Raw genomic sequence first — 21,432 nt, 5'->3', positions numbered from 1 at the left:
GCTCGGCAAGATACTGCTTAGAACTTAGCCAACATGGTTTATCGTGTTGGCTTTTTTGACTCTCCCTACATTAAAAATCTGTTGGGCGATGAGACGGTAACTCATTTGGCCGTTCCATTGTTTTCAGCGGCAATAATAATAAAAGTAAACTCAGACTATGAAACCAAGCTCCGCTATTTTAGCGACCATTCTCGATGAAGTTCGTCCATTGATTGGACAAGGCAAAGTGGCTAACTACATTCCCGCGCTGGCCCAAGTGGCGAGCGATAAACTCGGTATCGCGGTTTACACTAACCAAGGCGAGATCTTTGCTGCTGGTGATGCGCAGGAGGGATTTTCCATCCAATCCATTTCCAAAGCGTTAAGTTTAACCTTGGCGATGGGTTTATATCAGCCAGAGGAGCTGTGGCAGCGAGTTGGCAAAGAGCCTTCTGGACAAGCTTTTAATTCATTGATTCAGCTGGAAATGGAGCAGGGCATCCCGCGTAATCCATTTATTAATGCCGGAGCGATTGTGATCGCGGATATGCTTTATAGCCGCTTATCCGCCCCTCGCCAGCGTTTGCTGGAATTTGTGCGTCAGTTAAGTGGTGAAGAGCAGATCATCTATGACAAAGTGGTGGCAGCGTCGGAAATGATGCACAGCGATCGTAATGCTTCGATTGCTTATTTAATGCGCTCGTTTGGTAATTTTGAAAACGAAGTGATTCCGGTCTTAAATAACTATTTTCACGCTTGTGCACTAAAAATGAGCTGTGTTGAATTAGCGAAAACATTCAGCTATTTGGCCAATAAAGGGGTATCGGTACACACGGGGCAGCGCGTGGTTAGTGTGACGCAAAGTAAGCAAATCAATGCGTTGTTAGCGACCTGTGGTCTTTATGATGGTGCGGGTGAGTTTGCTTATCGAGTGGGCATGCCGGGTAAATCGGGGGTCGGTGGTGGCATCATTGCTATTGTGCCCGGTGAGATGACTATTGCGGTTTGGTCTCCTGAGCTTGATCCATCAGGTAATTCGTTAGCGGGCACTAAAGCGCTGGAGCTGTTGTCCGAGCGCATTGGGCGCTCAATTTTCTAGCTGATTAAAATGGCTACTGGCAATCATTCGATTGTCAGTAGCGAGTTGTTGTTGAGTTACTCTTCAGCCATAAATGCCGCCAGTAAATCATTCAAAAATAACTTACCATGTTCAGTGATCTGCCACGAGGTGGCATCTTGGGTTAAGTAATTCATCTCACACGCCCATTGGATGGTTGGTTCAATCACACTTAACGCTAGCCCTGTGGTGGTGATGAAATCTTGTTTTGGACACGCTTCGAGCAGACGAAATCGGTTCATGAAAAATTCAAAAGGACGATCGCTTTCGGCAACGAGCTGTTCATCACTCAAATAAGGCTTCACCATATTTTGATAAGCCGCTAAGTAACCACGTGGATGTTTCACTTTAGTGGTGCGAATAATTCGGCCATCAGCAAAGCTCAATTTACCGTGCGCTCCACAGCCAATGCCCAGATAGTCACCAAATCGCCAGTAATTGAGGTTATGTTGGCATTGATAGCCAGGCTTACTGTAGCCGGAGATTTCATACTGTACATAACCTGCCTCAGTGAGTTTTTGATGGCCAAGTTCAAAAATATCCCACAGCGCATCATCATCGGGCAGAGTGGGGGGCTTAGAATAAAACAGCGTATTGGGCTCAATGGTCAATTGATACCAAGATAGGTGAGGAGGATTTAACGCTATCGCTTGGTCTAAATCATCCAAGGCTTGCGCTAGGCTTTGATCGGGCAGGCCGTGCATTAAATCCAAATTAAAGCTTTTTAAACCAATGGCATGCGCCAGTTTTGCCGCACGTACTGCCTCTTGTTGGCCATGAATACGACCTAAGTGCGCTAACTTCTCGGTGGCAAAGCTTTGTACGCCAATCGAGATTCGAGTGACGCCTGCGAGGCGATAAGCCGCGAAACGCTCAGCTTCAATCGTACCAGGGTTGGCTTCCATGGTGATCTCAATCTCAGGTTGAAACGGAATGCGCGCGGCAATGCCGTCAATCAAATCTTGGATGCCTTGTGGTGAAACTAAGCTCGGCGTCCCCCCGCCGATAAAGATCGAATGCAATCGCCTTGGATCGTTAGCAAGCTGATAGCGCTCAATATCACGATCCAGATCTTCCAGTAGTGCAGCGATATATTGCGTTTCAGGGATCTCTTCTTTTAAGGCGTGAGAGTTAAAATCGCAATAAGGGCATTTTTGTACGCACCACGGGATATGGGCGTACAAGCTCAACTTGGGCGGCGTTAGCATGAGGCGCGTTGCTCTTTTAAGGCTTGAAACAGTAATTGTAGAGCTTTAGCGCGATGAGAGAGCTGCTTTTTACGGGCGGCAGGTAACTGGGCAGAAGCGCAGTTTTCTTCGGGAACCCAGAAAATGGGATCGTAACCAAAGCCATGCTCACCGCGAGGCTCAGTTAAGATTTCACCTTGCCACTGACCATGACAAACCAGAGGTGTTGGGTCGTTAGCATGACGCAGATAGACTAAAACACAGTGAAAGCGAGCGGTTCTCTGTTCACTCGGCACACCTTCTAAGCGGGTTAATAACTTTTGCAGGTTATCGTTATCTGAAGCATTGGCTCCGGCATAGCGCGCAGAATAAATGCCCGGTGCGCCATCAAGATAGTCAACCTCGAGTCCAGAATCATCGGCAATCGCTGGTAGACCAGTAAGGGCAGCGGCATGACGTGCTTTGATGATGGCATTTTCAATAAAGGTTAAGCCTGTTTCATCAGCATCTGGCACATTTAATTCACTTTGTGCGATAACCTCAAAACCGAAATCGGCTAATAAATCGGCCATTTCCGCGACTTTTCCTCGGTTACCAGTGGCTAAAACAATCTTATTCATAAATCTCTCACGTCTGAATGGGGAGCTCGATGAGACTTGTCGTCATCGCTAACGGTTATTGTACAACAGTTCGGAGAAAAAAATTCCCCACATTAAGTGGGGAACAGAGCTTGAATTTCGGCAGGGATCACCGTAGGTGAGAGGATGCGTACTTGTTTATGCCGCCCTAGCTGGCCTTTTTCTATTTCAACCGCGCTTTTCGATACTTTACACAGTTTGGCAAGATAGCGGCTTAAATGGGCATTCGCTTTTCCATCAACAGGCGGCGCAGTGATGGCTATTTTGAGCTCATCACCGTGTTGCCCCACTAAACTATCGCGGCTGGCTTTAGGTTGGACATAAATCCGCAGGCAAAGATCTTGCCCATCAAGCCAAGCGATTGACATTACAACTGATACCAAATGGGGCCAATGAAATCACCCATTAAAAAGTTAGCGAATTGTAGAATAATAAACAGCACTAAAATGCTTAAATCGAAACCACCCATCGCTGGGATGATCCGGCGAATAGGGCTTAGCATAGGTTCGGTTAATTGATGGAAAACAAACTCTATTGGGCTACGTCCTTGGCTGACCCAGCTCAAAATCGCCCGGATCAGTAAGATCCAAAACAGTAATCCACCGGCTGCTTTGACTAAAGACAATAAGCCAAACCATAAGAAATCGAGACTGAAGACCATCGCACCCTTAGAGACCATCAGGATCAGGACGACGAATTTGAGCACCGATAACACATAAGCAAAGAGGATGGTGGCAAGGTCCAGATTACCCACCGAGGGGATCATTCGACGTAATGGCGCAACCACGGGTTGAGTGGTTTTGACAATAAATTGTGAAAACGGATTATAAAAATCGGCGCGAGCGGCTTGTAGCCAAACACGCAGAATAACCACCATGATATAGATATCAAACAAGGTGGAGATTAAAAAGCTCATAGCATTCATGAGAAAGCCCTTATGATAAATTAATGAATAGAGTACTGAAATGGCGGTCTATTTAAAATAGTTTTTCCATCTCTTGCGCACGATGGACTGCGGCACGCATGGCCTTAGCAACGATATCCGATAGCTGATGCTGCTCAAAGGTTGCGATAGCTTGTGCTGTCGTGCCTCCTTTGGACGTCACTTGCTCACGTAAGGTTGCTAGCTCTAGCTGCGGGTTTGCTGCAACCATCTGCGCTGCGCCTAACGCCGACTGCTCCACCAATAAGCGTGCGGTTTGCTTATCAAATCCCTGAGCGATTGCCTCGGCTTGCATGGCTTCCATAAACAAGAAAAAGTAGGCCGGTGCGCTACCTGCGGCGGCGATGACACTATTGATTGCTGATTCTTCACTCACCCAGCAAGTTTTTCCCACCGAACTCATCAACTGCTCAGTGAAGTTTTTGTCACTTTCACTTGCCTCTGGTGCGGCAAATAACCCTGCCATGCCTTGATTAACCAATGAGGGGGTGTTTGGCATCACCCGTACTAACGCAGGTTGAGTATTGAGCAATTGTTGCAAGCGCGCTACCGAAATCCCCGCGGCGATAGAAATAACTAATTTATTTGACCAATCAATAGCTTGCATTGGTTGACATACTTCAGCCATTAATTGAGGTTTTACCGCCAGCACCACGACATCCGCTTGCTGAGCGGCGGCGAGATTATCGCTGGTGGTTTTAATCGCATACTGAGTATGTAACGAGGCTAAGTTGGCTTGGGACGGCGCGCTGGCAATGATCCGCTGCGCTGGATAACCACTGGCAATCAGGCCAGCGATGATCGCATGAGCCATATTTCCTGCGCCAATAAAAGCAATCGTTCTTTGTTCCATAATGATGTTCTATCCTACAGTTGGCTACTCTGGTGGTAGCGGGTCATTGTTCGACGAAAAGTAAACCTGCTTTGAGCAAGGATCATGGTTTCGTTGAGGTTGGATAATCGCGCTGGCCAAAAATCGCCGTTCCAATGCGTACCATCGTACTTCCGGCTTCGATGGCCGCTTGCATATCACCACTCATCCCCATTGATAGAGTATCCAGTGCTGGATAGCGTTCCCTTAAGCGTGCTTGCAGGTCAGCTAAGCGCTGAAAAGCAACCAATTGCTCAGCATAATCAGCGACGTTCTCCGGAATGCACATCAACCCTCTTAATGTGAGGTTCGGTAGTTCAGAAATCAACTCTGCTAAGGGAAACAACGCTTGCTCACTAATACCGGATTTTGAGGTTTCACCACTGGTGTTTACCTGAATTAAGACCTGTAACGGTGCTTTGTGAGCCGGACGTTGCTCACTCAGTCGCTGAGCGATTTTTGCTCTATCCACGGTGTGCATCCAGTCAAAATGTTCGGCAATAAGACGAGTTTTATTGGATTGCAATGGGCCAATAAAATGCCATTCTAAATCGAGTTGTGGATGATGCTCAGCAAAATAGCGAATTTTATTCACCCCTTCTTGAACATAGTTTTCTCCAAAAGCAAGTTGCCCAGCGAGGGCTGCTTCGAGAATTGCCTCGACAGGTTTGGTTTTACTGACCGCTAAAAGTTGCACAGAGCTTGGAGAGCGACCACACTTTTGTTGTGCGCTCTTAATCTGTGAGGTGATCTGTTCAATGTTTTGTTGAATACTACTCATGGCTCGACTTTATTAAGGAAAAATAAATGGATATCTCAGAGTTACTGGATTTTAGTGTAAAGCATAATGCGTCAGATCTACATCTTTCTGCAGGTGTTCCGCCCATGGTCCGGATTGATGGTGAAGTCCGTAAGCTGGGAGTGCCTGCTTTTAGTCATGCTGACGTGCATCGATTAATCTTTGCCATCATGAATGATGCCCAGCGCAGTGAATATGAAGAGCGCCTCGAAGTCGATTTTTCCTTTGAGCTACCGAATGTGGGACGTTTTCGGGTTAATGCCTTTCATCAGTCGCGCGGCAGCTCCGCCGTATTTCGAACGATTCCTACAGTGATCCCAACGTTGGATCAGTTGAATGCTCCGGAGATCTTTCGAAAAATATCCAATTATGAGAAAGGGTTAGTCCTTGTTACTGGCCCCACTGGATCCGGTAAATCGACAACGTTAGCGGCAATGGTTGATTATATCAATACTCATCATAATAAACACATTTTGACCATTGAAGATCCGATAGAATTTGTGCATAGCAATAATAAGTGTTTGATTAACCAGCGTGAAGTTCATCGTGATACACATAGTTTTAAAAATGCGTTACGTTCGGCGCTGCGAGAAGACCCTGATGTGATCTTAGTCGGTGAGCTGCGTGATCAAGAGACAATCAGTTTAGCGTTAACCGCCGCTGAAACGGGACATTTAGTGTTTGGTACGCTACACACTAGTTCTGCCGCAAAAACCATTGATCGGATTATCGATGTATTCCCGGGCAGCGATAAAGACATGGTGCGTTCGATGTTATCGGAATCGCTGCGTGCGGTGATTGCGCAAAAACTGTTTAAGCGAGTCGGAGGGGGGCGCGTGGCGTGTCACGAAATTATGTTAGCGACTCCTGCGATTCGTAACTTGATCCGAGAAGATAAAGTCGCACAGATGTATTCGATCATCCAAACGGGCGCTGCGCATGGGATGCAAACTATGGAGCAGCATGCTAAGCAGTTGGTCGCTCAAGGGGTTGTGGATTTACCAGAGGTCCAACAAAAACTTGGTTTAGACAGCTCATCATTCTAAGGAACGCATCATGCAATTGGATCAAATATTACAAGAGATGCTCACCCAAGGGGCGTCCGATCTCTACATCACTGTCGCGGCTCCAATTTTGTATCGCGTCAATGGCGATCTCCAACCTCAGGGGGAAGCGTTAAGTGAATCTCAGGTCAAAGAGTTGTTATTGCGGATGATGGATAGCGACCGACAAACGGAGTTTAACCAAACGCGTGAGGCCAATTTTGCGATTGTGCGTGATTTTGGCCGTTTCCGAGTCAGTGCCTTTTTTCAGCGTGAGCTACCGGGTGCCGTTATTCGCCGGATCGAAACGCAAATTCCTAGTTTTGATGACTTGCAGTTGCCGGAGGTGCTTAAAGATCTCGCGCTAACCAAGCGGGGTTTAGTGTTAGTGGTCGGTGCGACAGGCTCGGGAAAATCAACCACCATGGCGGCGATGACCGGTTATCGTAATTTGAAAACCCGCGGGCACATTCTTACTGTCGAGGATCCGATTGAATTTGTTCATCCTCATCAAGGCTGTATTGTGACTCAGCGTGAAGTCGGCTTAGATACTGAGAGCTATGAAGTGGCATTGAAAAATTCACTTCGCCAAGCGCCGGACATGATTTTGATTGGTGAAATACGCAGTCGTGAAACCATGGAATACGCGATGACCTTTGCCGAAACTGGGCATTTATGTATGGCAACCTTACACGCCAACAATGCCAACCAAGCCTTAGAGCGTATTTTACATTTGATGCCGAAAGAGAAAAAAGAACAGTTTCTGTTTGATTTATCGATGAACTTAAAAGGAGTGATTGGTCAGCAACTGCTGCGTGATAAACAAGGTAAAGGGCGTCATGGCGTGTTTGAGATTTTGCTCAATAGTCCAAGAATGGCGGATTTGATCCGCCGTGGCGATTTGCACGAATTAAAAGCAACCATGGCTAAATCGAAAGAAGTGGGAATGCAAACCTTCGATCAAGCGCTGTATCAATTGGTGATTGACGATAAAATCACTGAGCAAGATGCGCTGCACAGCGCCGACTCAGCCAATGATTTACGCCTTATGCTCAAAACCCAGCGGGGAGAGGGCTACTCTTCTGGTGCGTTGGATAATATTAAGATTGATATGGAGTGAGACTAGTTTGCCCATTGTCTTTCAAACCAGCTTTCTAAGATCACGACCGCTGATTGGCAGTCTATATTGCCTTTACTGAGTGCCTTGTAGCCGCCGTGGGCAAACAGCTCGGAGCGTGCCTCTGCGGTCGATAGGCGTTCATCGTGCAGCTCAACGGGTAAGCCGAAGCGTCCGTGTAAGCGGTTAGCAAATTTTTTCGCCCGTGGGGTGATGGTATCTAAATCTTTGCCATGTAAGTCAGTGGGTAAGCCAACCACTAATAGATTGGGTTGCCACTCTTTGATCTGTTTTTCTATCTCATCCCAATTGGGGATGCCATCATTGGCTTTAAAGGCTTTTAATGGCGAGGCCGTTCCGGTAATTTCTTGACCGATAGCACTACCGATACTTTTAGTGCCGAAATCAAAGGCCATAATGGTACGCGACATAATAGACGTCTCATTGCTGTGGCGCATTAACTCGATGGTTAATGCGCCTTAAAGGTTAAGTTAGGCATGGCCTGATTGAGGAGCCAGTTGGGCGGGATTAATGCCTAATTTTTGAATCGCTTTTTGCCATTTTTCATGGACTGGCGTATCAAAGATTAAATCGGCATCCGCTTCAATGGTTAGCCAAGAGTTTTCGGTTAACTCTTGTTCTAATTGGCCTGGAGACCAACCAGAATAACCTAATGCGACAATATAACCATTCGGTTCCGCCTCAGTACCGAGTACACAGAGGATATCTTTCGAAGTGGTTACCGCAATATCGTCGGTCATCTTCATGGTCGACTCATAATGATCTTTCATTCGATGCAGAACAAATCCACGATCTTCGGAAATCGGCCCACCGTTAAAGACCGGTTTCTTTAGGCTTTGCTCTCGAGAGTGTGGGTAAGCGGGCTCGATCTCGACCTGTTTTAGCATCCCACTGACCGTAATATCGATCGGAGCATTGATCATTAGCCCCATTGCACCCTCTTCATTATGTTCGCAGACGTAGATCACGCTGCGTTTGAAGTAAGGATCTTGCATACTGGGCATGGCAACGAGAAAATGATTAGTCAGATTCATCTAATCTTCAATCCTTTGGTATTGAGGAGCGTTAAACTCCTACATAGATAAGGCCTTAATACGACGTTCAATCGCATCCATCAGCTTGCCGGTAATCGAGATATCAAAAGCGGCTTCGATTTCACGAATACAGGTTGGGCTAGTGACATTGATTTCGGTGAGTTTATCACCAATCACATCAAGACCGACAAAGATCAAGCCTTTTTCTTTTAATGTTGGAGCCACAGCTAACGCAATCGCTTTATCGGTTTCACTCAGTGGTCGAGCTTCTCCCCTTCCTCCAGCCGCTAAGTTACCACGGGTCTCACCTTGAGCAGGAATACGTGCTAAGCAGTATGGCATTGGCTCACCATCGACGACTAGGATCCGTTTGTCACCGTTACTGATATCGGGGACAAAGGTTTGTGCCATGCAGTAGGTTTGTCCGTGGTTGGTCAGCGTTTCGATGATCACCGATACGTTAGGATCGCCTTGTTTAATGCGAAAAATTGATGATCCGCCCATACCATCGAGCGGTTTTAAGATCACATCGCCGTGTTGCTCACGAAAGGCTTTAATTTTTTCCGCTTTACGAGTCACCAGTGTGGTAGGCGTTAATTCTGGAAACCAAGCGGTAAATAATTTTTCATTACAATCACGTAGGCTTTGCGGTTTATTGACGATCAGTGTGCCTTCTTCTTCCGCTCTTTCCAGAATATACGTTGCGTAAATATACTCGGTATCAAAAGGGGGATCTTTGCGCATCAATACGGCATCAAGATCCGCGAGACGAATGGTTTGCTCAGATTGAAATTGATACCAAGCCGCGGGATCTTCTTTGACGCTGACCACTTTAGTATCCGCCATAGCCACACCTTGTTCTAAGTGCAGATCAGCCATTTCCATGTAATGAATTTGATAACCACGACGCTGTGCTTCAAGCATCATGGCAAAGCTGGAATCTTTTTTAATATTAATTGATGAAATGGGATCCATCACGATGCCAAGTTTAATCATTGAATTTCTCCGAGTTAGCCAAGATCGCCGAAACGAACTTGTAGCGCTGTAATAGCAGTCAGTGCTGCGGTTTCGGTACGCAGTACGCGAGGACCGAGCAGCGTTTCTGCAAAGTGGTATTGTTCGGTCATGGCAATTTCTTGCTCAGATAGGCCACCTTCTGGACCTATCAATAAACGGACGTTGCTTACCGGCTCAGGTAAGGTATTGATCGAATAGGACGCGCGAGGGTGTAAATTGAGTTTAAGTGCCTGACTAGGCTCAGCGCACCAAGCTTCTAATTCCATCACTGGGCGGATGACAGGGATCCGATTTCGGCCACATTGTTCGCAGGCAGCAATCGCTATCTTTTGCCATTGCAGAAGTTTTTTTTCAAAGCGTTTTGGATCCAGTTTTACCCCACAACGCTCTGATAATAAAGGCGTAATAGTATTCACGCCAAGCTCGACCGATTTTTGGATGGTGAATTCCATTTTATCACCGCGAGAAATCACTTGCCCAAGATGTAAATTGAGCGGTGATTCAATGCTTTTTTCAATGCGTTGCTGAATGTCAACGGTCAGCTGTTTTTTGCTGATCTCACTGATCACCGCAGGAAATTCAGCATCACTCCCATCAAACAACGTCACCGATTGACCGGGCTGCATACGCAGGACTTTACCGATATGATTGGCGGCGTCGTCACTGAGGGCAAGCGTGCCCAATTGGTGGATAGGGGAGGGATGATAAATTCGAGGAATACGCATGCCAAGTTCCTAATAATTGATGACAAAGCGATACTTTGGTGACTTGAAGATCGCACAGTATGGATAATATTGGTACGTTAAGTGACGGGTTCAAGTCATGGAGTATCCGTGTTACCCGACCGATGTCTTGATAACCACAATCTAGTGATGATAGCTCACCTGATCACCGCGTTGAAGGGAAATATCTTTTTCTGCGGCGTTTGAGGGACGGTCACCGTTTAAGATGCGATGACACTGCCCCTATTCGTTTAAGCGTTCAGCTTGAAGTTTTAGTCATTGTTGTTGATGACGATCTTGGCTCTATTCAGGGTGGCGACGAGAACACTGTGTATCAACAAATGGATTAGAGTGACCTTGAATGGTGGTAATGCGTCGGTTACGTTCACACTCCCATTCATCAGCCGGGTATTGATTATCCCAAACCTGCATTAATTGTGCTTGTTGCTTAGATAGCTTAAACCCATAGTGCTGACTCATATACAAATAGGTACGGGCGATAGCGCCACGAGCTCTTGTCGGCGGCATAGCCTTACGCTGAGCAAAGTTAATTTGCATTTCACAGCGACCATACGTCGCACCATCAATCCCGTTCCATTGACTAAAATTGAAGTTAGAGCGATCGCCATTCACTTCACCAATCGCGGGAGTGAGGTTGTGTAAATCGGCCTCCATTTGACGAAATTGCTCATCGTGGCGTGCACAGTGTTTGCGCCCGCCTTCTTGCCAACATTGTAACTGATGACCAAACTGCCAAGCAGGCACCACGTGCTCCCATTCAATTCGATTGGCGCGGGTGGCTTGTTTGCGAACTTCATAGCCACAGCCTTCAAGATCAGGAATACCTCGTTGACCTTGCCAGCTAATCTCACAGCCACAGTAGAAGCTAACCGGATGATCTTGATAAAGTTTAACGGCGATACGTTTGGCTTGAGCAAAAGAAGTTGGGGCAGCAGCGAGGCTACTGGTAGTAAAAACAAATAAACCTAAAATCGACAGCAAACGTAAATAAAACATGGCAAAAGACTGAGATAAGTATGATTTTTCGCAGTCTACCACTCAAAAAATGACTTGCCTATTGATAGATGAATGAGGAGTCGGTTTATCCAGTAAAGACCAGAGGTGTTTGACAGTGGCGGCAATGATAGCTGCTTTGTTGACGTAACACCTTGTTATGACGACGAATTGATAATGAGTGAACTTGACACGCGCAGCGATAAGCAAAGGTTTTACCCTGGACAGAGCCAACATCGAAGCTGTGAGTGGTTCTGGGGGGCAGATTAAACACCTGTGACATAACGGATTGCCATTCACGACCGTGAGGACGTACTCGTCCATAACGTTGATAAGTGATCAGGTGAGCAATTTCATGGGGGATCACTTCATCGATAAAAGCTTGCGGATTTTCAGCCAATAAAATCGGATTTAAGCGAATTTCCCAGCGTTGCAAATAGGCTTTACCTGCGGTTTTACCGCGTAGTTTTAGGCTGAGTTTTGGTAGGGAGAAAGGGGTATTAAAGTATTCTGAGGCCCGTTCAATACAGCGTTGTATTTGCTGCTGGGCACGATAATGCAATTCAAAATTGATCAAAGGACCTCCAATAAAAAACCTCAGACGGATCTGAGGTTTATCCAATCATGGCTTACCACTCGTTGGAGAGTAAGCCATTTCGGCTATGGATAATTATTTTAAACCGGCAAAGTCACGCAATAGGGTAGCTTTATCTGTCGCTTCCCAAGGGAATTCTTCGCGACCAAAGTGACCATAAGCGGCGGTTTTCTTGTAGATCGGCTGTAGTAAGCTGAGCATTTCTTGCAAACCGTAAGGACGTAAGTCGAAGAACTGACGAACCGCTTCAATGATAATATCGTGTGGTACTTTCTCGCTACCGAAGGTTTCTACCATGATCGACGTTGGATCAGCGACACCAATGGCGTAAGAAAGTTGAATCTCACAGCGATCCGCAAGACCGGCAGCCACAATGTTTTTGGCAACATAGCGAGCAGCGTAAGCGGCTGAACGGTCAACTTTTGATGGATCTTTACCAGAGAAAGCACCACCACCATGACGTGCTGCGCCGCCGTAGGTATCGACGATAATTTTACGACCCGTTAAGCCACAGTCACCCATTGGACCACCAATCACGAAACGACCAGTTGGGTTAATGAAGTATTTGGTGTCTTTGGTTAGCCATTCTGCAGGTAGAACAGGCTTGATGATCTCTTCCATCACGCCTTCACGCAGATCAGCGGTGGAAACGGAATCACAATGCTGAGTAGACAGTACCACAGCATCAATACCGACGATCTTACCTTGGTCATATTGGAAAGTGACCTGAGATTTTGCATCAGGGCGCAACCAAGCTAGGCTACCATTTTTACGCACTTCAGCTTGACGCTGCATTAAACGGTGTGCATAGGTAATCGGTGCAGGCATCAGCACTTCGGTTTCGTTACAAGCGTAACCAAACATGATGCCTTGGTCACCTGCGCCTTGATCTTTAGGATCGGCTTTATCAACGCCTTGGTTGATATCTGGCGACTGTTTACCAATGGTATTGAGTACCGCACAAGAGTTGGCATCAAAGCCCATCTCAGAGTTAACATAACCAATTTCACGTACCGTTTGGCGAGTCAGCTCTTCAATATCCACCCACGCTGACGTCGTTACTTCACCGCCAACCATGACCATTCCGGTTTTGACATAGGTTTCACACGCGACACGAGCTTTTGGATCTTGTTCTAAAATGGCATCAAGAACCGCGTCAGAGATTTGGTCGGCAATTTTATCAGGATGACCTTCTGATACAGATTCAGAAGTAAACAAATGTTTAGCCATGATAGCTCCAATTTTCATATTAGTAGCGACCCGTTATTCGATAAACGCGTCGGTAAAATTGTTCAATATGTAGGCGTTTCTACATCTAGACGTCTATTCTAGTTTTCAATGCTCAAATTACAAGCTCTTTTTTAGTTTATCTTATGGCCAAACGTTTGCTTGGTTTTGTGATGTTTTTATAATTACGATGAAATTTCATGTAACCGATTGCAAAAATCAGCCCAAGAGGCAGTAAAAGGTTTGCAGAGCGTAAGGGGCTTTGCGACAATATTGAGCACTTTTTCTATACCCTTCCCACTTTAAGCGGCGGCGGTTCAGTGATTTGGTTTGCCTTCTATTCAGAGCAATAATGTTGCTGGTAGGAGCGAGAGCACCCATCGTTGATTTGCAACTTTGATTGGTTTGGGAGATCGCTTTTTATTTCATCGCTTTTTAGGAGCTGATATGTCTTCGCGTAAACAACTGGCTAACGCGATTCGTGCGTTAAGCATGGATGGTGTTCAACAAGCTAACTCTGGGCATCCGGGAGCCCCAATGGGCATGGCGGATATCGCTGAAGTGCTGTGGCGCTCACACCTCAACCATAATCCGCAAAATCCACAATGGGCTGACCGCGACCGTTTTGTGTTGTCTAACGGCCATGGCTCAATGCTGATTTACTCACTGCTGCACCTAAGTGGTTATGAGTTATCGATTGATGATCTGAAAAACTTTCGTCAGTTGCATTCCAAAACCCCAGGTCATCCAGAATACGGTTACGCGCCAGGTATTGAAACCACGACTGGTCCTCTAGGTCAGGGGATTACTAATGCAGTGGGCATGGCGATGGCTGAAAAAGCGCTCGCGGCTCAGTTCAACAAGCCAGGTCACGACATCGTTGATCACTTTACTTATGTCTTTATGGGTGATGGCTGCTTGATGGAAGGCATTTCTCACGAAGCCTGCTCACTGGCAGGCACGCTTGGCCTTGGTAAGCTTATCGCGTTTTGGGATGACAACGGCATCTCGATTGACGGTCACGTTGAAGGCTGGTTCTCAGATGACACGCCAAAACGTTTTGAAGCCTATGGCTGGCATGTGATCCCAGCGGTTGATGGTCACGATGTAGAGGCGATTAACGCAGCGATTGAAGCCGCCAAAGCCGATCCGCGTCCAACATTGATCTGTACCAAAACCATCATCGGTTTTGGCTCACCCAATAAAGCGGGTTCTCATGACTGCCATGGCGCGCCATTAGGCCACGATGAAATTAAAGCGGCGCGTGAATTCTTGGGTTGGCAATACGCTCCATTTGAAATTCCGGCTGATATTTACGCTCAGTGGGACGCCAAAGAAGCGGGCCAAGCTAAAGAAGCGGCTTGGGATGAAAAATTTGCCGCTTACGCTGCCGAGTACCCAGTAGAAGCGACTGAGTTCAAACGCCGTGTTAATGGTGACCTTCCAGCGCAGTGGGAAGAGCAAGCCAATGCGATCATTGCTGAGTTACAAGCTAACCCTGCCAATATTGCGTCACGTAAAGCCTCGCAAAATGCGCTGGAAGCGTTTGGTAAAATGCTGCCAGAATTTATGGGCGGCTCTGCAGACTTAGCGCCATCAAACTTGACCATGTGGTCTGGTTCAAAATCACTCACCGCTGAAGATTTCTCTGGCAACTACATCCATTACGGCGTACGCGAATTTGGTATGACGGCTATTATGAACGGTATCGCGTTGCACGGTGGCTTTGTCCCTTATGGCGCGACCTTCTTAATGTTTATGGAATACGCTCGTAACGCAATGCGTATGGCGGCGCTGATGAAGATCCAAAACATTCAGGTTTATACTCATGACTCGATTGGTTTGGGTGAAGATGGCCCGACTCACCAACCGGTTGAGCAAATCGCTTCACTGCGTTTAACTCCGAATATGAGCACATGGCGTCCCTGTGACCAAGTGGAATCTGCAGTCGCCTGGAAACTGGCCATTGAACGTAAAGAGGCGCCATCAGCGCTGATCTTCTCACGTCAAAACCTCGCTCAGCAGCCTCGTACGGCAGCGCAAGTGGCTGATATCGCCAAAGGTGGTTATATCCTTAAAGATTGCGCTGGCAAACCAGAGCTTATCTTGATTGCGACCGGCTCTGAAGTGGAGCTAGCGGTGAAAGCGGCAGAGCAGCTAACCGCTGAAGGTAAGCACGTTCGCGTGGTTTCAATGCCATCGACCGATGCTTTCGACAAGCAAGATGCAGCGTATCGTGAAGCGGTATTACCTGCAGACGTGACCAAACGTATCGCGATTGAAGCAGGCATTGCGGATTTCTGGTACAAGTACGTTGGGTTTGGCGGCAAGATCATCGGCATGACGACGTTCGGTGAATCGGCACCAGCGGATCAACTGTTCAAAATGTTTGGTTTTACGACTGAAAATGTGGTGAAAACAGCTAACGAACTGTTGGCTTAAACGAACTACTGGCTTAATGGTTGATATTGAGTTCTAACTGAGCCCAGCTTATTTGCTGGGCTTTTTCTATGGAGCTAAGCCGTTTTCCATTCATTAGGGCAAGCATGACGCAAAGCATCAATAAACAAGCGTAAACGCAAAGGGTGACGCCCCGCTGGATAGTAACAAGCCACCTCACTGGGTGGAGATAACCACTCTGGTAAACAAGCAGCAAGACTCCCCGGATGAGCGCGTTCAAAGCCTTCTGCAAACCAAGTGGGTAGCAAGCCAATTCCTCGCCCTTTGGCTATCGCGTCGGCTTGCATGGCTAAGCTATCACTTTGTAAACGACTTTTCAGAGCTGGTAATACCCAATCTCCTTGAGTCGGATGAGTTAGGGTTAATCCTTCTTGGCGACAGGCGATAAAATCTATCCAAGTATGATTTATAAGCTGCTCAGGATGTTCGGGCTTAGGGTGAGTGGCTAAATAATTCGGAGAAGCGTACGGTGAATAATGCCAATTACCGAGAAGCTCGCGCCGCCATCCAGAGGGGGTGATAGCCCCGATCCAAATCATCAAATCAGGTTCTAACAGGCTATTTTCGGCTACGTAGTGACTGTGTACTCGAATGGTTACTTCGGGGTGTGCCAGCATAAACTCATCGAGAACGTGACTTATCCACCCTCGGACTAAGTTGGGATGAACGACTAACGTCAGGTTACCGCTGATTTGATTGTTCAGCTCTTGAAGAGCTTCAATACCTTTTGATGCCAATTCAACTAATTGCTCGCTATAAACGGCAAACACTTGTCCGGCCTTAGTTAATGTGAGTCGGTTGCCTTGACGAGTGATCAGCGCTTGCCCTAAATCACTTTCGAGCATAGCAAGCCGTCGACTTAGTGTCGATTTTGGTTGTTCAAGCGCTTTAGCGGCAGCGGTCAGACTTTTGTGCTGACAGAGTGCATGGAAGGCTTTGATAGCACTTAAATCATGCATAATAACAGTGACCTCGTTATTCAATAATCGTGTTGTTCCATATCTGGGACTGACTATTCCATCTGTCGGTCTATCTCAATGATTCAAATTGTGAATAATTCCACTTCGAAATTAATAATCATTATCATTTATGGAGTGGTGAATGTCTAGATTAAATCCAACCCGCGTCGCTTTGGCCGTAGCGTTTGGTCTATTTGCGTCGGTACCAGTGAGTGCTCAGCAAGAGCGTCAAGTTGACGAAACACTGGTCGTGACCGCGTCAGGTTTTGAGCAGGTGGTGAGAAATGCGCCAGCCAGTATCACGGTGATCAGTGCCGAAGAGATGGCCAAGGGCTCATTTAGAGATTTAACCGATGCGTTGCGCTCGGTACCGGGCATTTATATTTCTGGTGGCGGCGCCAGTCAAGACATTAGTATTCGCGGCTTAGATGCTAAATATACGCTGATTTTAGTCGATGGAAAAAGACAAGGCAGCCGTCAAACGCGCCCTAACAGCGATGGACCAGGCATCGAGCAAGGCTGGATCCCACCACTCAATATGATAGAACGAATCGAGGTTGTACGCGGCCCAATGTCTTCGTTGTATGGTTCTGATGCAATGGGCGGGGTGATTAATATTATCACTAAAAAAGTATCGGATACTTGGAATGGTTCACTTCGTCTAGAAAGCCAACTGCGCGATCGTGGTTATGCCGGTGATAGCCAGCAAGCCAGTGCAACTATCGCTGGTCCTTTGATTGATGGTTTACTTGGGGTTCAGCTTTCTGGTTCCGTTTCTCGACGTGCTGAAGATGACAAAATCGGTTATTACCCTGAACAAGAGATGAACAGTGCCAATGTCCGTTTTGATCTCACCCCGACTGACACGCAAGATATTCGTATCGATATTAATCAAAGTCGTCAACAGCGGGACAGTTCTAAAAAAAGTGCCGAACGTCCATCACAAGGAGATTATGAACGTTCGTATTATGCCCTTTCTCATGAAGGACGTTGGGAGTTTGCAACCAGCCAATTGAGCTATAGTCACGAAAAAACAGACAATGAAAGCCGTCAAATGACGATCACTAACCAAGTGGTTGACGCCAGTTTACAACGTGCGTTTGACGATCATTTCGTGATTGTTGGTGGACAATACTTTAACGAATCGTTGGATGATGCCGGTAACAAATACAATCCTAGCGTAAATTCATTAGAACGTTGGCGCGGTGCCTTTTTCATTGAAGATGAGTGGCAAATGACACAAGACTTTGCCTTAACACTTGGAGCACGTTTTAATCGCGATCAGCATTATGGCAATGAAATTACCCCCCGTGCCTATGCTGTTTGGCAATTAAGTGATCACTGGACGGTAAAAGGTGGTGTGACTAATGGCTTCAGTGCTCCAGGGTTGCGTGAAGTCTCTAGCGATTGGGGACAAGTGACGGGTGGTGGGCGTCGTAATGGGGTGATTTTAGGCAACCCTGATCTCAAACCTGAAAAAACATTGAACCAAGAAATTTCGATCTTCTATCAGCTACCAACAGGGTTTCAGGCATCACTCAGTGTATTTAATACCGACTTTAAAGATAAAGTGTTGATTAGCACTCTATGTGATGATGCCAGCAACGGTGGAGGATGTGTTTCACCTTCAGGCAGTCAGCATGATTTTATTCAGCAACGAGAAAATGTCGATAAAGCACGGATTCAAGGGATAGAAACCAGTTTTAAAATACCAGTCATGGAACAACTCGCTCTATCGGCCAACTATACCTTTACGGACTCAGAGCAGCGCAGTGGGGCGAATCGTGGCGATCCATTAAGTCGAACTCCACGCCATCAAGCATCGATCAATTTAGATTGGGATGCTAGTGAACAACTCAGTTTTTGGACCCATGCTAAATATAAGGGAAGTGAATACGCGATTGTGCGAGGCGGGGCTGTTGGAGATAAATACCATGCTTACCAAACCTTAGATATTGGTGGTAATTATCAAGTCAACAAAGAGACACGTTTACTGTTTGGTATCTATAACCTCACCGATACCGATATTTCACAAGATAAACATGGCAAAGTGCTGGATGGACGCAGCTACTGGATAGGGGCGGATATCAGTTTCTAAAAGCGTTATACCGGGCTCACTTTATTTAGTGAGCCTTTTTTTATCGACGATGGATGAGTGGGGGTGTTGCTCTTAAAGGCTATCAGTTACTATCCTCCTCTCGAAAACAATTAAGACGATGGAATGATGCTTAAAGTTGCGATCAATGGGTTTGGGCGTATCGGGCGCAATGTCTTGCGAGCGATATATGAGAGTGGAAAAAATCAGCAAATCAAAGTAGTGGCAGTCAATGAACTGGCATTACCCGATGCGATGGCCCACCTTCTGCAATACGATACGAGTCATGGCCGTTTTGGTAAAAAAATAACCAATGATCAAGAGCATATCTATGTGCATCATGAGGCGGGTGTCTATGATTCGATTCGGATCCTTCATCTTAGCGAAATCAAACTACTGCCTTGGCGCGATCTTGGGGTTGATATTGTTCTCGATTGTACCGGAGTCTATGGTTCCAAAGCCGATGGTCTAGCCCATATTACCGCGGGTGCTAAGAAAGTGCTCTTTTCCCATCCCGGGAGTCATGATCTCGATAACACCATCATTTATGGTGTTAACCACCAAACGCTGACTGCTGAGCACCGCGTAGTTTCCAATGGCTCTTGTACCACCAACTGCATTGTGCCGATCATAAAAGTCTTGGATGAAGCCTTTGGCATTGACTCTGGTACCATCACCACCATTCATTCAGCGATGAATGATCAGCCCGTGATTGATGCTTACCATACCGATCTGCGTCGTACACGCTCAGCCAGCCAATCGATCATTCCCGTTGATACTAAATTGCATAAAGGTATTGAAAGAATTTTTCCGAAATTTTCTAACAAATTTGAGGCAATTTCAGTGCGCGTGCCAACAGTTAACGTCACAGCGATGGATTTAAGTGTCACATTAAATACAAATGTGAAAGTTAATGACGTAAATCAAACCATCATACACGCATCTCGGTGTACATTAGATGGCATTGTTGACTATACTGAAGCTCCATTGGTATCCATCGATTTTAACCATGATCCACACAGTGCGATTGTGGATGGTTCACAAACCCGAGTCAGTAACGGGCAACTGGTTAAAATGTTGGTTTGGTGCGATAACGAATGGGGCTTTGCGAACCGCATGCTGGATACGGCGCTCGCAATGCAAGCATCCGAGTAGGAGCAGGATGATGGGGATGGCTGAGTATTGAACTTGAAATACATCGTGACGGTCTCCATATCAATAACCAGTTTGAAGAATAACTAAGCTCGGCAAGGTTGCCGGGTTTCCAAAAACTTTATTTATTAATATTTGAGAGGACAAACCATGTCTGTAATCAAGATGACCGACCTGGATCTAGCAGGTAAACGCGTATTTATCCGTGCTGACCTAAACGTACCAGTGAAAGATGGCAAAGTGACTTCGGATGCACGTATTCTTGCGTCTTTACCAACCATTCAGCACTGCATAGCGGCTGGCGCTAAAGTAATGGTGACTTCTCACCTCGGTCGTCCAACGGAAGGCGAATACACGGAAGAGTTCTCTCTATTACCCGTCGTTAACTACTTAAAAGACGCGTTAGATTGCGAAGTTAAACTGGCTAAAGATTACCTTGATGGTTTGGAATTGAACGCTGGCGAATTGGTCGTTCTTGAAAACGTTCGCTTTAACAAAGGCGAGAAGAAAAACGAAGAAGAATTATCGAAAAAATACGCAGCGTTATGTGACGTGTTTGTGATGGATGCGTTTGGTACGGCTCACCGTGCTCAAGCGTCGACTCATGGCGTTGGTATGTTCGCTCCGATCGCTTGTGCTGGCCCACTATTGGCGGCAGAACTTGAAGCATTGGGTAAAGCGATGGATAACCCAGAGCGTCCATTAGTGGCTATCGTTGGTGGTTCAAAAGTATCAACAAAACTCACCGTACTCGAATCCCTTTCTAAAATTGCTGACCAACTGGTTGTTGGCGGTGGTATCGCGAATACTTTTATTGCCGCTGCGGGTCACAATGTCGGTAAGTCTCTTTATGAAGCCGACTTGCTTGATACAGCGAAAAAGTTAATGAAAGAGTGCTCTATTCCTCTTGCGACTGATGTTGCTTGTGCGAAAGCGTTTGATGAAAACGCCGCAGCGGAAATCAAGCACGTTTCTGAAGTGCAAGATGACGATATGATTTTCGACCTAGGCCCAGATTCAACCGCAGCATTGGCTGAAATCATCGCTAACGCAAAAACGATTTTGTGGAATGGCCCAGTCGGCGTATTTGAATTCAAAAATTTCGAAGCCGGTACCAAAGGTATCTCTGAAGCGATCGCCAAATCGGCAGGTTTCTCAGTAGCGGGTGGCGGTGACACGCTAGCAGCGATCGATAAGTTTGGTATCAAAGCTGACGTATCTTATATTTCAACCGGTGGCGGTGCTTTCCTTGAATTTGTTGAAGGTAAAGTTCTACCAGCAGTAGAAATGCTAGAAGCACGCGCGAAAGCATAATGACGATGAGAGCGGGGGGCAACTCCCGCTTTCTTGTTTGCTGCACGAGGGTATTTATTCTGCTAGAATAGCGCCAGTTGTGAGCAAACGTTTGCAAGAATGTAAACTTAACTGTTTTATTTTTAAAC

At 46.5% G+C, this 21,432-nt stretch carries 21 protein-coding genes; 7 read left to right on the top strand and 14 right to left on the bottom strand.

What is annotated here, in order from left to right; all coding sequences use genetic code 11:
* Nucleotides 1-157: 157 nt before the first annotated feature.
* Entirely contained in the window at nt 158-1,078 is a 921-nt protein-coding gene (gene glsB, locus CAG58_RS16215) for a glutaminase B (protein ID WP_154169242.1), read from the top strand.
* 56 nt (nt 1,079-1,134) lie between these two features.
* Here glsB and hemW read toward each other — a convergent pair whose 3' ends face one another.
* From hemW to CAG58_RS16185, 6 genes are all read right to left on the bottom strand, one after another.
* Nucleotides 1,135-2,304 carry a radical SAM family heme chaperone HemW gene (gene hemW / locus CAG58_RS16210; protein ID WP_161425470.1) on the bottom strand — a complete coding sequence of 390 codons (1,170 nt, stop codon included), beginning with the start codon at nt 2,302-2,304 and terminating at the stop codon, nt 1,135-1,137.
* On the bottom strand, nt 2,298-2,903 hold the full coding sequence (locus CAG58_RS16205) for an XTP/dITP diphosphatase (protein ID WP_158137781.1): 606 nt from the start codon (nt 2,901-2,903) through the stop codon (nt 2,298-2,300). Before CAG58_RS16205 ends, hemW begins: the two co-directional genes overlap by 7 nt.
* Before the next feature lie 92 nt (nt 2,904-2,995).
* Nucleotides 2,996-3,289 (bottom strand): DUF167 family protein YggU, encoded by a 294-nt coding sequence (yggU, locus tag CAG58_RS16200; RefSeq protein WP_004396060.1) that lies wholly within the window; start codon nt 3,287-3,289, stop codon nt 2,996-2,998.
* Complete coding sequence (locus CAG58_RS16195; protein ID WP_040904707.1) at nt 3,289-3,846, bottom strand: YggT family protein; 558 nt, start codon at nt 3,844-3,846, stop codon at nt 3,289-3,291. The genes yggU and CAG58_RS16195 overlap by 1 nt, the downstream gene beginning before the upstream one ends.
* Before the next feature lie 52 nt (nt 3,847-3,898).
* Nucleotides 3,899-4,717, bottom strand: a complete 819-nt coding sequence (gene proC, locus CAG58_RS16190; RefSeq protein ID WP_004396058.1) for a pyrroline-5-carboxylate reductase — start codon at nt 4,715-4,717, stop codon at nt 3,899-3,901.
* An 82-nt stretch (nt 4,718-4,799) separates the two neighbouring features.
* Nucleotides 4,800-5,516: a YggS family pyridoxal phosphate-dependent enzyme gene (locus tag CAG58_RS16185; RefSeq protein WP_161425469.1), complete on the bottom strand. Its 717-nt coding sequence runs from the start codon at nt 5,514-5,516 to the stop codon at nt 4,800-4,802.
* A gap of 26 nt (nt 5,517-5,542) precedes the next feature.
* Between CAG58_RS16185 and CAG58_RS16180 the strand changes: the two genes are divergently transcribed.
* Together CAG58_RS16180 and CAG58_RS16175 are read left to right on the top strand one after the other, a co-directional pair.
* On the top strand, nt 5,543-6,580 hold the full coding sequence (locus tag CAG58_RS16180) for a type IV pilus twitching motility protein PilT (RefSeq protein ID WP_154169236.1): 1,038 nt from the start codon (nt 5,543-5,545) through the stop codon (nt 6,578-6,580).
* 10 nt (nt 6,581-6,590) lie between these two features.
* On the top strand, nt 6,591-7,697 hold the full coding sequence (locus tag CAG58_RS16175; protein ID WP_161425468.1) for a PilT/PilU family type 4a pilus ATPase: 1,107 nt from the start codon (nt 6,591-6,593) through the stop codon (nt 7,695-7,697).
* A gap of 2 nt (nt 7,698-7,699) precedes the next feature.
* Here the strand turns inward: CAG58_RS16175 and ruvX are convergent, their stop codons facing one another.
* The 7 genes from ruvX to metK form a co-directional block, all read right to left on the bottom strand.
* Complete coding sequence (ruvX, locus tag CAG58_RS16170; RefSeq protein ID WP_004396054.1) at nt 7,700-8,125, bottom strand: Holliday junction resolvase RuvX; 426 nt, start codon at nt 8,123-8,125, stop codon at nt 7,700-7,702.
* Between the two features lie 60 nt (nt 8,126-8,185).
* Nucleotides 8,186-8,749: a YqgE/AlgH family protein gene (locus CAG58_RS16165; RefSeq protein WP_040904706.1), complete on the bottom strand. Its 564-nt coding sequence runs from the start codon at nt 8,747-8,749 to the stop codon at nt 8,186-8,188.
* A 39-nt stretch (nt 8,750-8,788) separates the two neighbouring features.
* Nucleotides 8,789-9,745, bottom strand: a complete 957-nt coding sequence (gene gshB, locus CAG58_RS16160; RefSeq protein WP_158137782.1) for a glutathione synthase — start codon at nt 9,743-9,745, stop codon at nt 8,789-8,791.
* A gap of 14 nt (nt 9,746-9,759) precedes the next feature.
* Nucleotides 9,760-10,491 (bottom strand): 16S rRNA (uracil(1498)-N(3))-methyltransferase, encoded by a 732-nt coding sequence (gene rsmE, locus CAG58_RS16155; protein WP_154169232.1) that lies wholly within the window; start codon nt 10,489-10,491, stop codon nt 9,760-9,762.
* 300 nt (nt 10,492-10,791) lie between these two features.
* Complete coding sequence (locus CAG58_RS16150; protein WP_161425467.1) at nt 10,792-11,505, bottom strand: endonuclease; 714 nt, start codon at nt 11,503-11,505, stop codon at nt 10,792-10,794.
* Between the two features lie 85 nt (nt 11,506-11,590).
* A complete protein-coding gene (locus tag CAG58_RS16145) occupies nt 11,591-12,079 on the bottom strand; it encodes a SprT family zinc-dependent metalloprotease (RefSeq protein WP_161425466.1) in 489 nt (162 codons plus the stop codon).
* Nucleotides 12,080-12,172: 93 nt separating this feature from the next.
* Nucleotides 12,173-13,327: a methionine adenosyltransferase gene (gene metK / locus CAG58_RS16140; RefSeq protein ID WP_161425465.1), complete on the bottom strand. Its 1,155-nt coding sequence runs from the start codon at nt 13,325-13,327 to the stop codon at nt 12,173-12,175.
* Between the two features lie 444 nt (nt 13,328-13,771).
* On the opposite strand from metK, the gene tkt reads away from it, so the two are divergent.
* The gene (tkt, locus tag CAG58_RS16135; protein WP_161425464.1) at nt 13,772-15,766 is read left to right on the top strand and encodes a transketolase; all 1,995 of its coding nucleotides are present in this window, start codon (nt 13,772-13,774) and stop codon (nt 15,764-15,766) included.
* A gap of 74 nt (nt 15,767-15,840) precedes the next feature.
* Here tkt and CAG58_RS16130 read toward each other — a convergent pair whose 3' ends face one another.
* Entirely contained in the window at nt 15,841-16,743 is a 903-nt protein-coding gene (locus CAG58_RS16130) for a LysR family transcriptional regulator (protein WP_158144297.1), read from the bottom strand.
* Between the two features lie 142 nt (nt 16,744-16,885).
* Between CAG58_RS16130 and CAG58_RS16125 the strand changes: the two genes are divergently transcribed.
* The 3 genes from CAG58_RS16125 to CAG58_RS16115 all read left to right on the top strand — a co-directional run bounded on the left by CAG58_RS16125 (nt 16,886) and on the right by CAG58_RS16115 (nt 21,304).
* Nucleotides 16,886-18,841 carry a TonB-dependent receptor domain-containing protein gene (locus CAG58_RS16125; RefSeq protein WP_161425463.1) on the top strand — a complete coding sequence of 652 codons (1,956 nt, stop codon included), beginning with the start codon at nt 16,886-16,888 and terminating at the stop codon, nt 18,839-18,841.
* Nucleotides 18,842-18,967: 126 nt separating this feature from the next.
* Complete coding sequence (epd, locus tag CAG58_RS16120; protein ID WP_154170701.1) at nt 18,968-19,993, top strand: erythrose-4-phosphate dehydrogenase; 1,026 nt, start codon at nt 18,968-18,970, stop codon at nt 19,991-19,993.
* Between the two features lie 147 nt (nt 19,994-20,140).
* Nucleotides 20,141-21,304 (top strand): phosphoglycerate kinase, encoded by a 1,164-nt coding sequence (locus tag CAG58_RS16115; RefSeq protein WP_040904704.1) that lies wholly within the window; start codon nt 20,141-20,143, stop codon nt 21,302-21,304.
* Nucleotides 21,305-21,432: the final 128 nt, after the last annotated feature.

The sequence above is a fragment of the Vibrio sp. V31_P5A7T61 genome, from assembly GCF_009904895.1.
In the GTDB taxonomy this organism is placed as follows: domain Bacteria; phylum Pseudomonadota; class Gammaproteobacteria; order Enterobacterales; family Vibrionaceae; genus Vibrio; species Vibrio metschnikovii.
The sequence above is the reverse complement of the archived record's forward strand: the minus strand, read 5'-3'. Positions and strand labels throughout refer to the sequence as shown.

Bases quoted from the DNA above. Each gene is read 5' to 3' on its own strand.
- glsB (WP_154169242.1), top strand. From the start codon at position 158: ATGAAACCAAGCTCCGCTATTTTAGCGACCATTCTCGATGAAGTTCGT.
- hemW (WP_161425470.1), bottom strand. From the start codon at position 2,304: ATGCTAACGCCGCCCAAGTTGAGCTTGTACGCCCATATCCCGTGGTGC.
- CAG58_RS16205 (WP_158137781.1), bottom strand. From the start codon at position 2,903: ATGAATAAGATTGTTTTAGCCACTGGTAACCGAGGAAAAGTCGCGGAA.
- yggU (WP_004396060.1), bottom strand. From the start codon at position 3,289: ATGTCAATCGCTTGGCTTGATGGGCAAGATCTTTGCCTGCGGATTTAT.
- CAG58_RS16195 (WP_040904707.1), bottom strand. From the start codon at position 3,846: ATGAATGCTATGAGCTTTTTAATCTCCACCTTGTTTGATATCTATATC.
- proC (WP_004396058.1), bottom strand. From the start codon at position 4,717: ATGGAACAAAGAACGATTGCTTTTATTGGCGCAGGAAATATGGCTCAT.
- CAG58_RS16185 (WP_161425469.1), bottom strand. From the start codon at position 5,516: ATGAGTAGTATTCAACAAAACATTGAACAGATCACCTCACAGATTAAG.
- CAG58_RS16180 (WP_154169236.1), top strand. From the start codon at position 5,543: ATGGATATCTCAGAGTTACTGGATTTTAGTGTAAAGCATAATGCGTCA.
- CAG58_RS16175 (WP_161425468.1), top strand. From the start codon at position 6,591: ATGCAATTGGATCAAATATTACAAGAGATGCTCACCCAAGGGGCGTCC.
- ruvX (WP_004396054.1), bottom strand. From the start codon at position 8,125: ATGTCGCGTACCATTATGGCCTTTGATTTCGGCACTAAAAGTATCGGT.
- CAG58_RS16165 (WP_040904706.1), bottom strand. From the start codon at position 8,749: ATGAATCTGACTAATCATTTTCTCGTTGCCATGCCCAGTATGCAAGAT.
- gshB (WP_158137782.1), bottom strand. From the start codon at position 9,745: ATGATTAAACTTGGCATCGTGATGGATCCCATTTCATCAATTAATATT.
- rsmE (WP_154169232.1), bottom strand. From the start codon at position 10,491: ATGCGTATTCCTCGAATTTATCATCCCTCCCCTATCCACCAATTGGGC.
- CAG58_RS16150 (WP_161425467.1), bottom strand. From the start codon at position 11,505: ATGTTTTATTTACGTTTGCTGTCGATTTTAGGTTTATTTGTTTTTACT.
- metK (WP_161425465.1), bottom strand. From the start codon at position 13,327: ATGGCTAAACATTTGTTTACTTCTGAATCTGTATCAGAAGGTCATCCT.
- tkt (WP_161425464.1), top strand. From the start codon at position 13,772: ATGTCTTCGCGTAAACAACTGGCTAACGCGATTCGTGCGTTAAGCATG.
- CAG58_RS16130 (WP_158144297.1), bottom strand. From the start codon at position 16,743: ATGCATGATTTAAGTGCTATCAAAGCCTTCCATGCACTCTGTCAGCAC.
- CAG58_RS16125 (WP_161425463.1), top strand. From the start codon at position 16,886: ATGTCTAGATTAAATCCAACCCGCGTCGCTTTGGCCGTAGCGTTTGGT.
- epd (WP_154170701.1), top strand. From the start codon at position 18,968: ATGCTTAAAGTTGCGATCAATGGGTTTGGGCGTATCGGGCGCAATGTC.
- CAG58_RS16115 (WP_040904704.1), top strand. From the start codon at position 20,141: ATGTCTGTAATCAAGATGACCGACCTGGATCTAGCAGGTAAACGCGTA.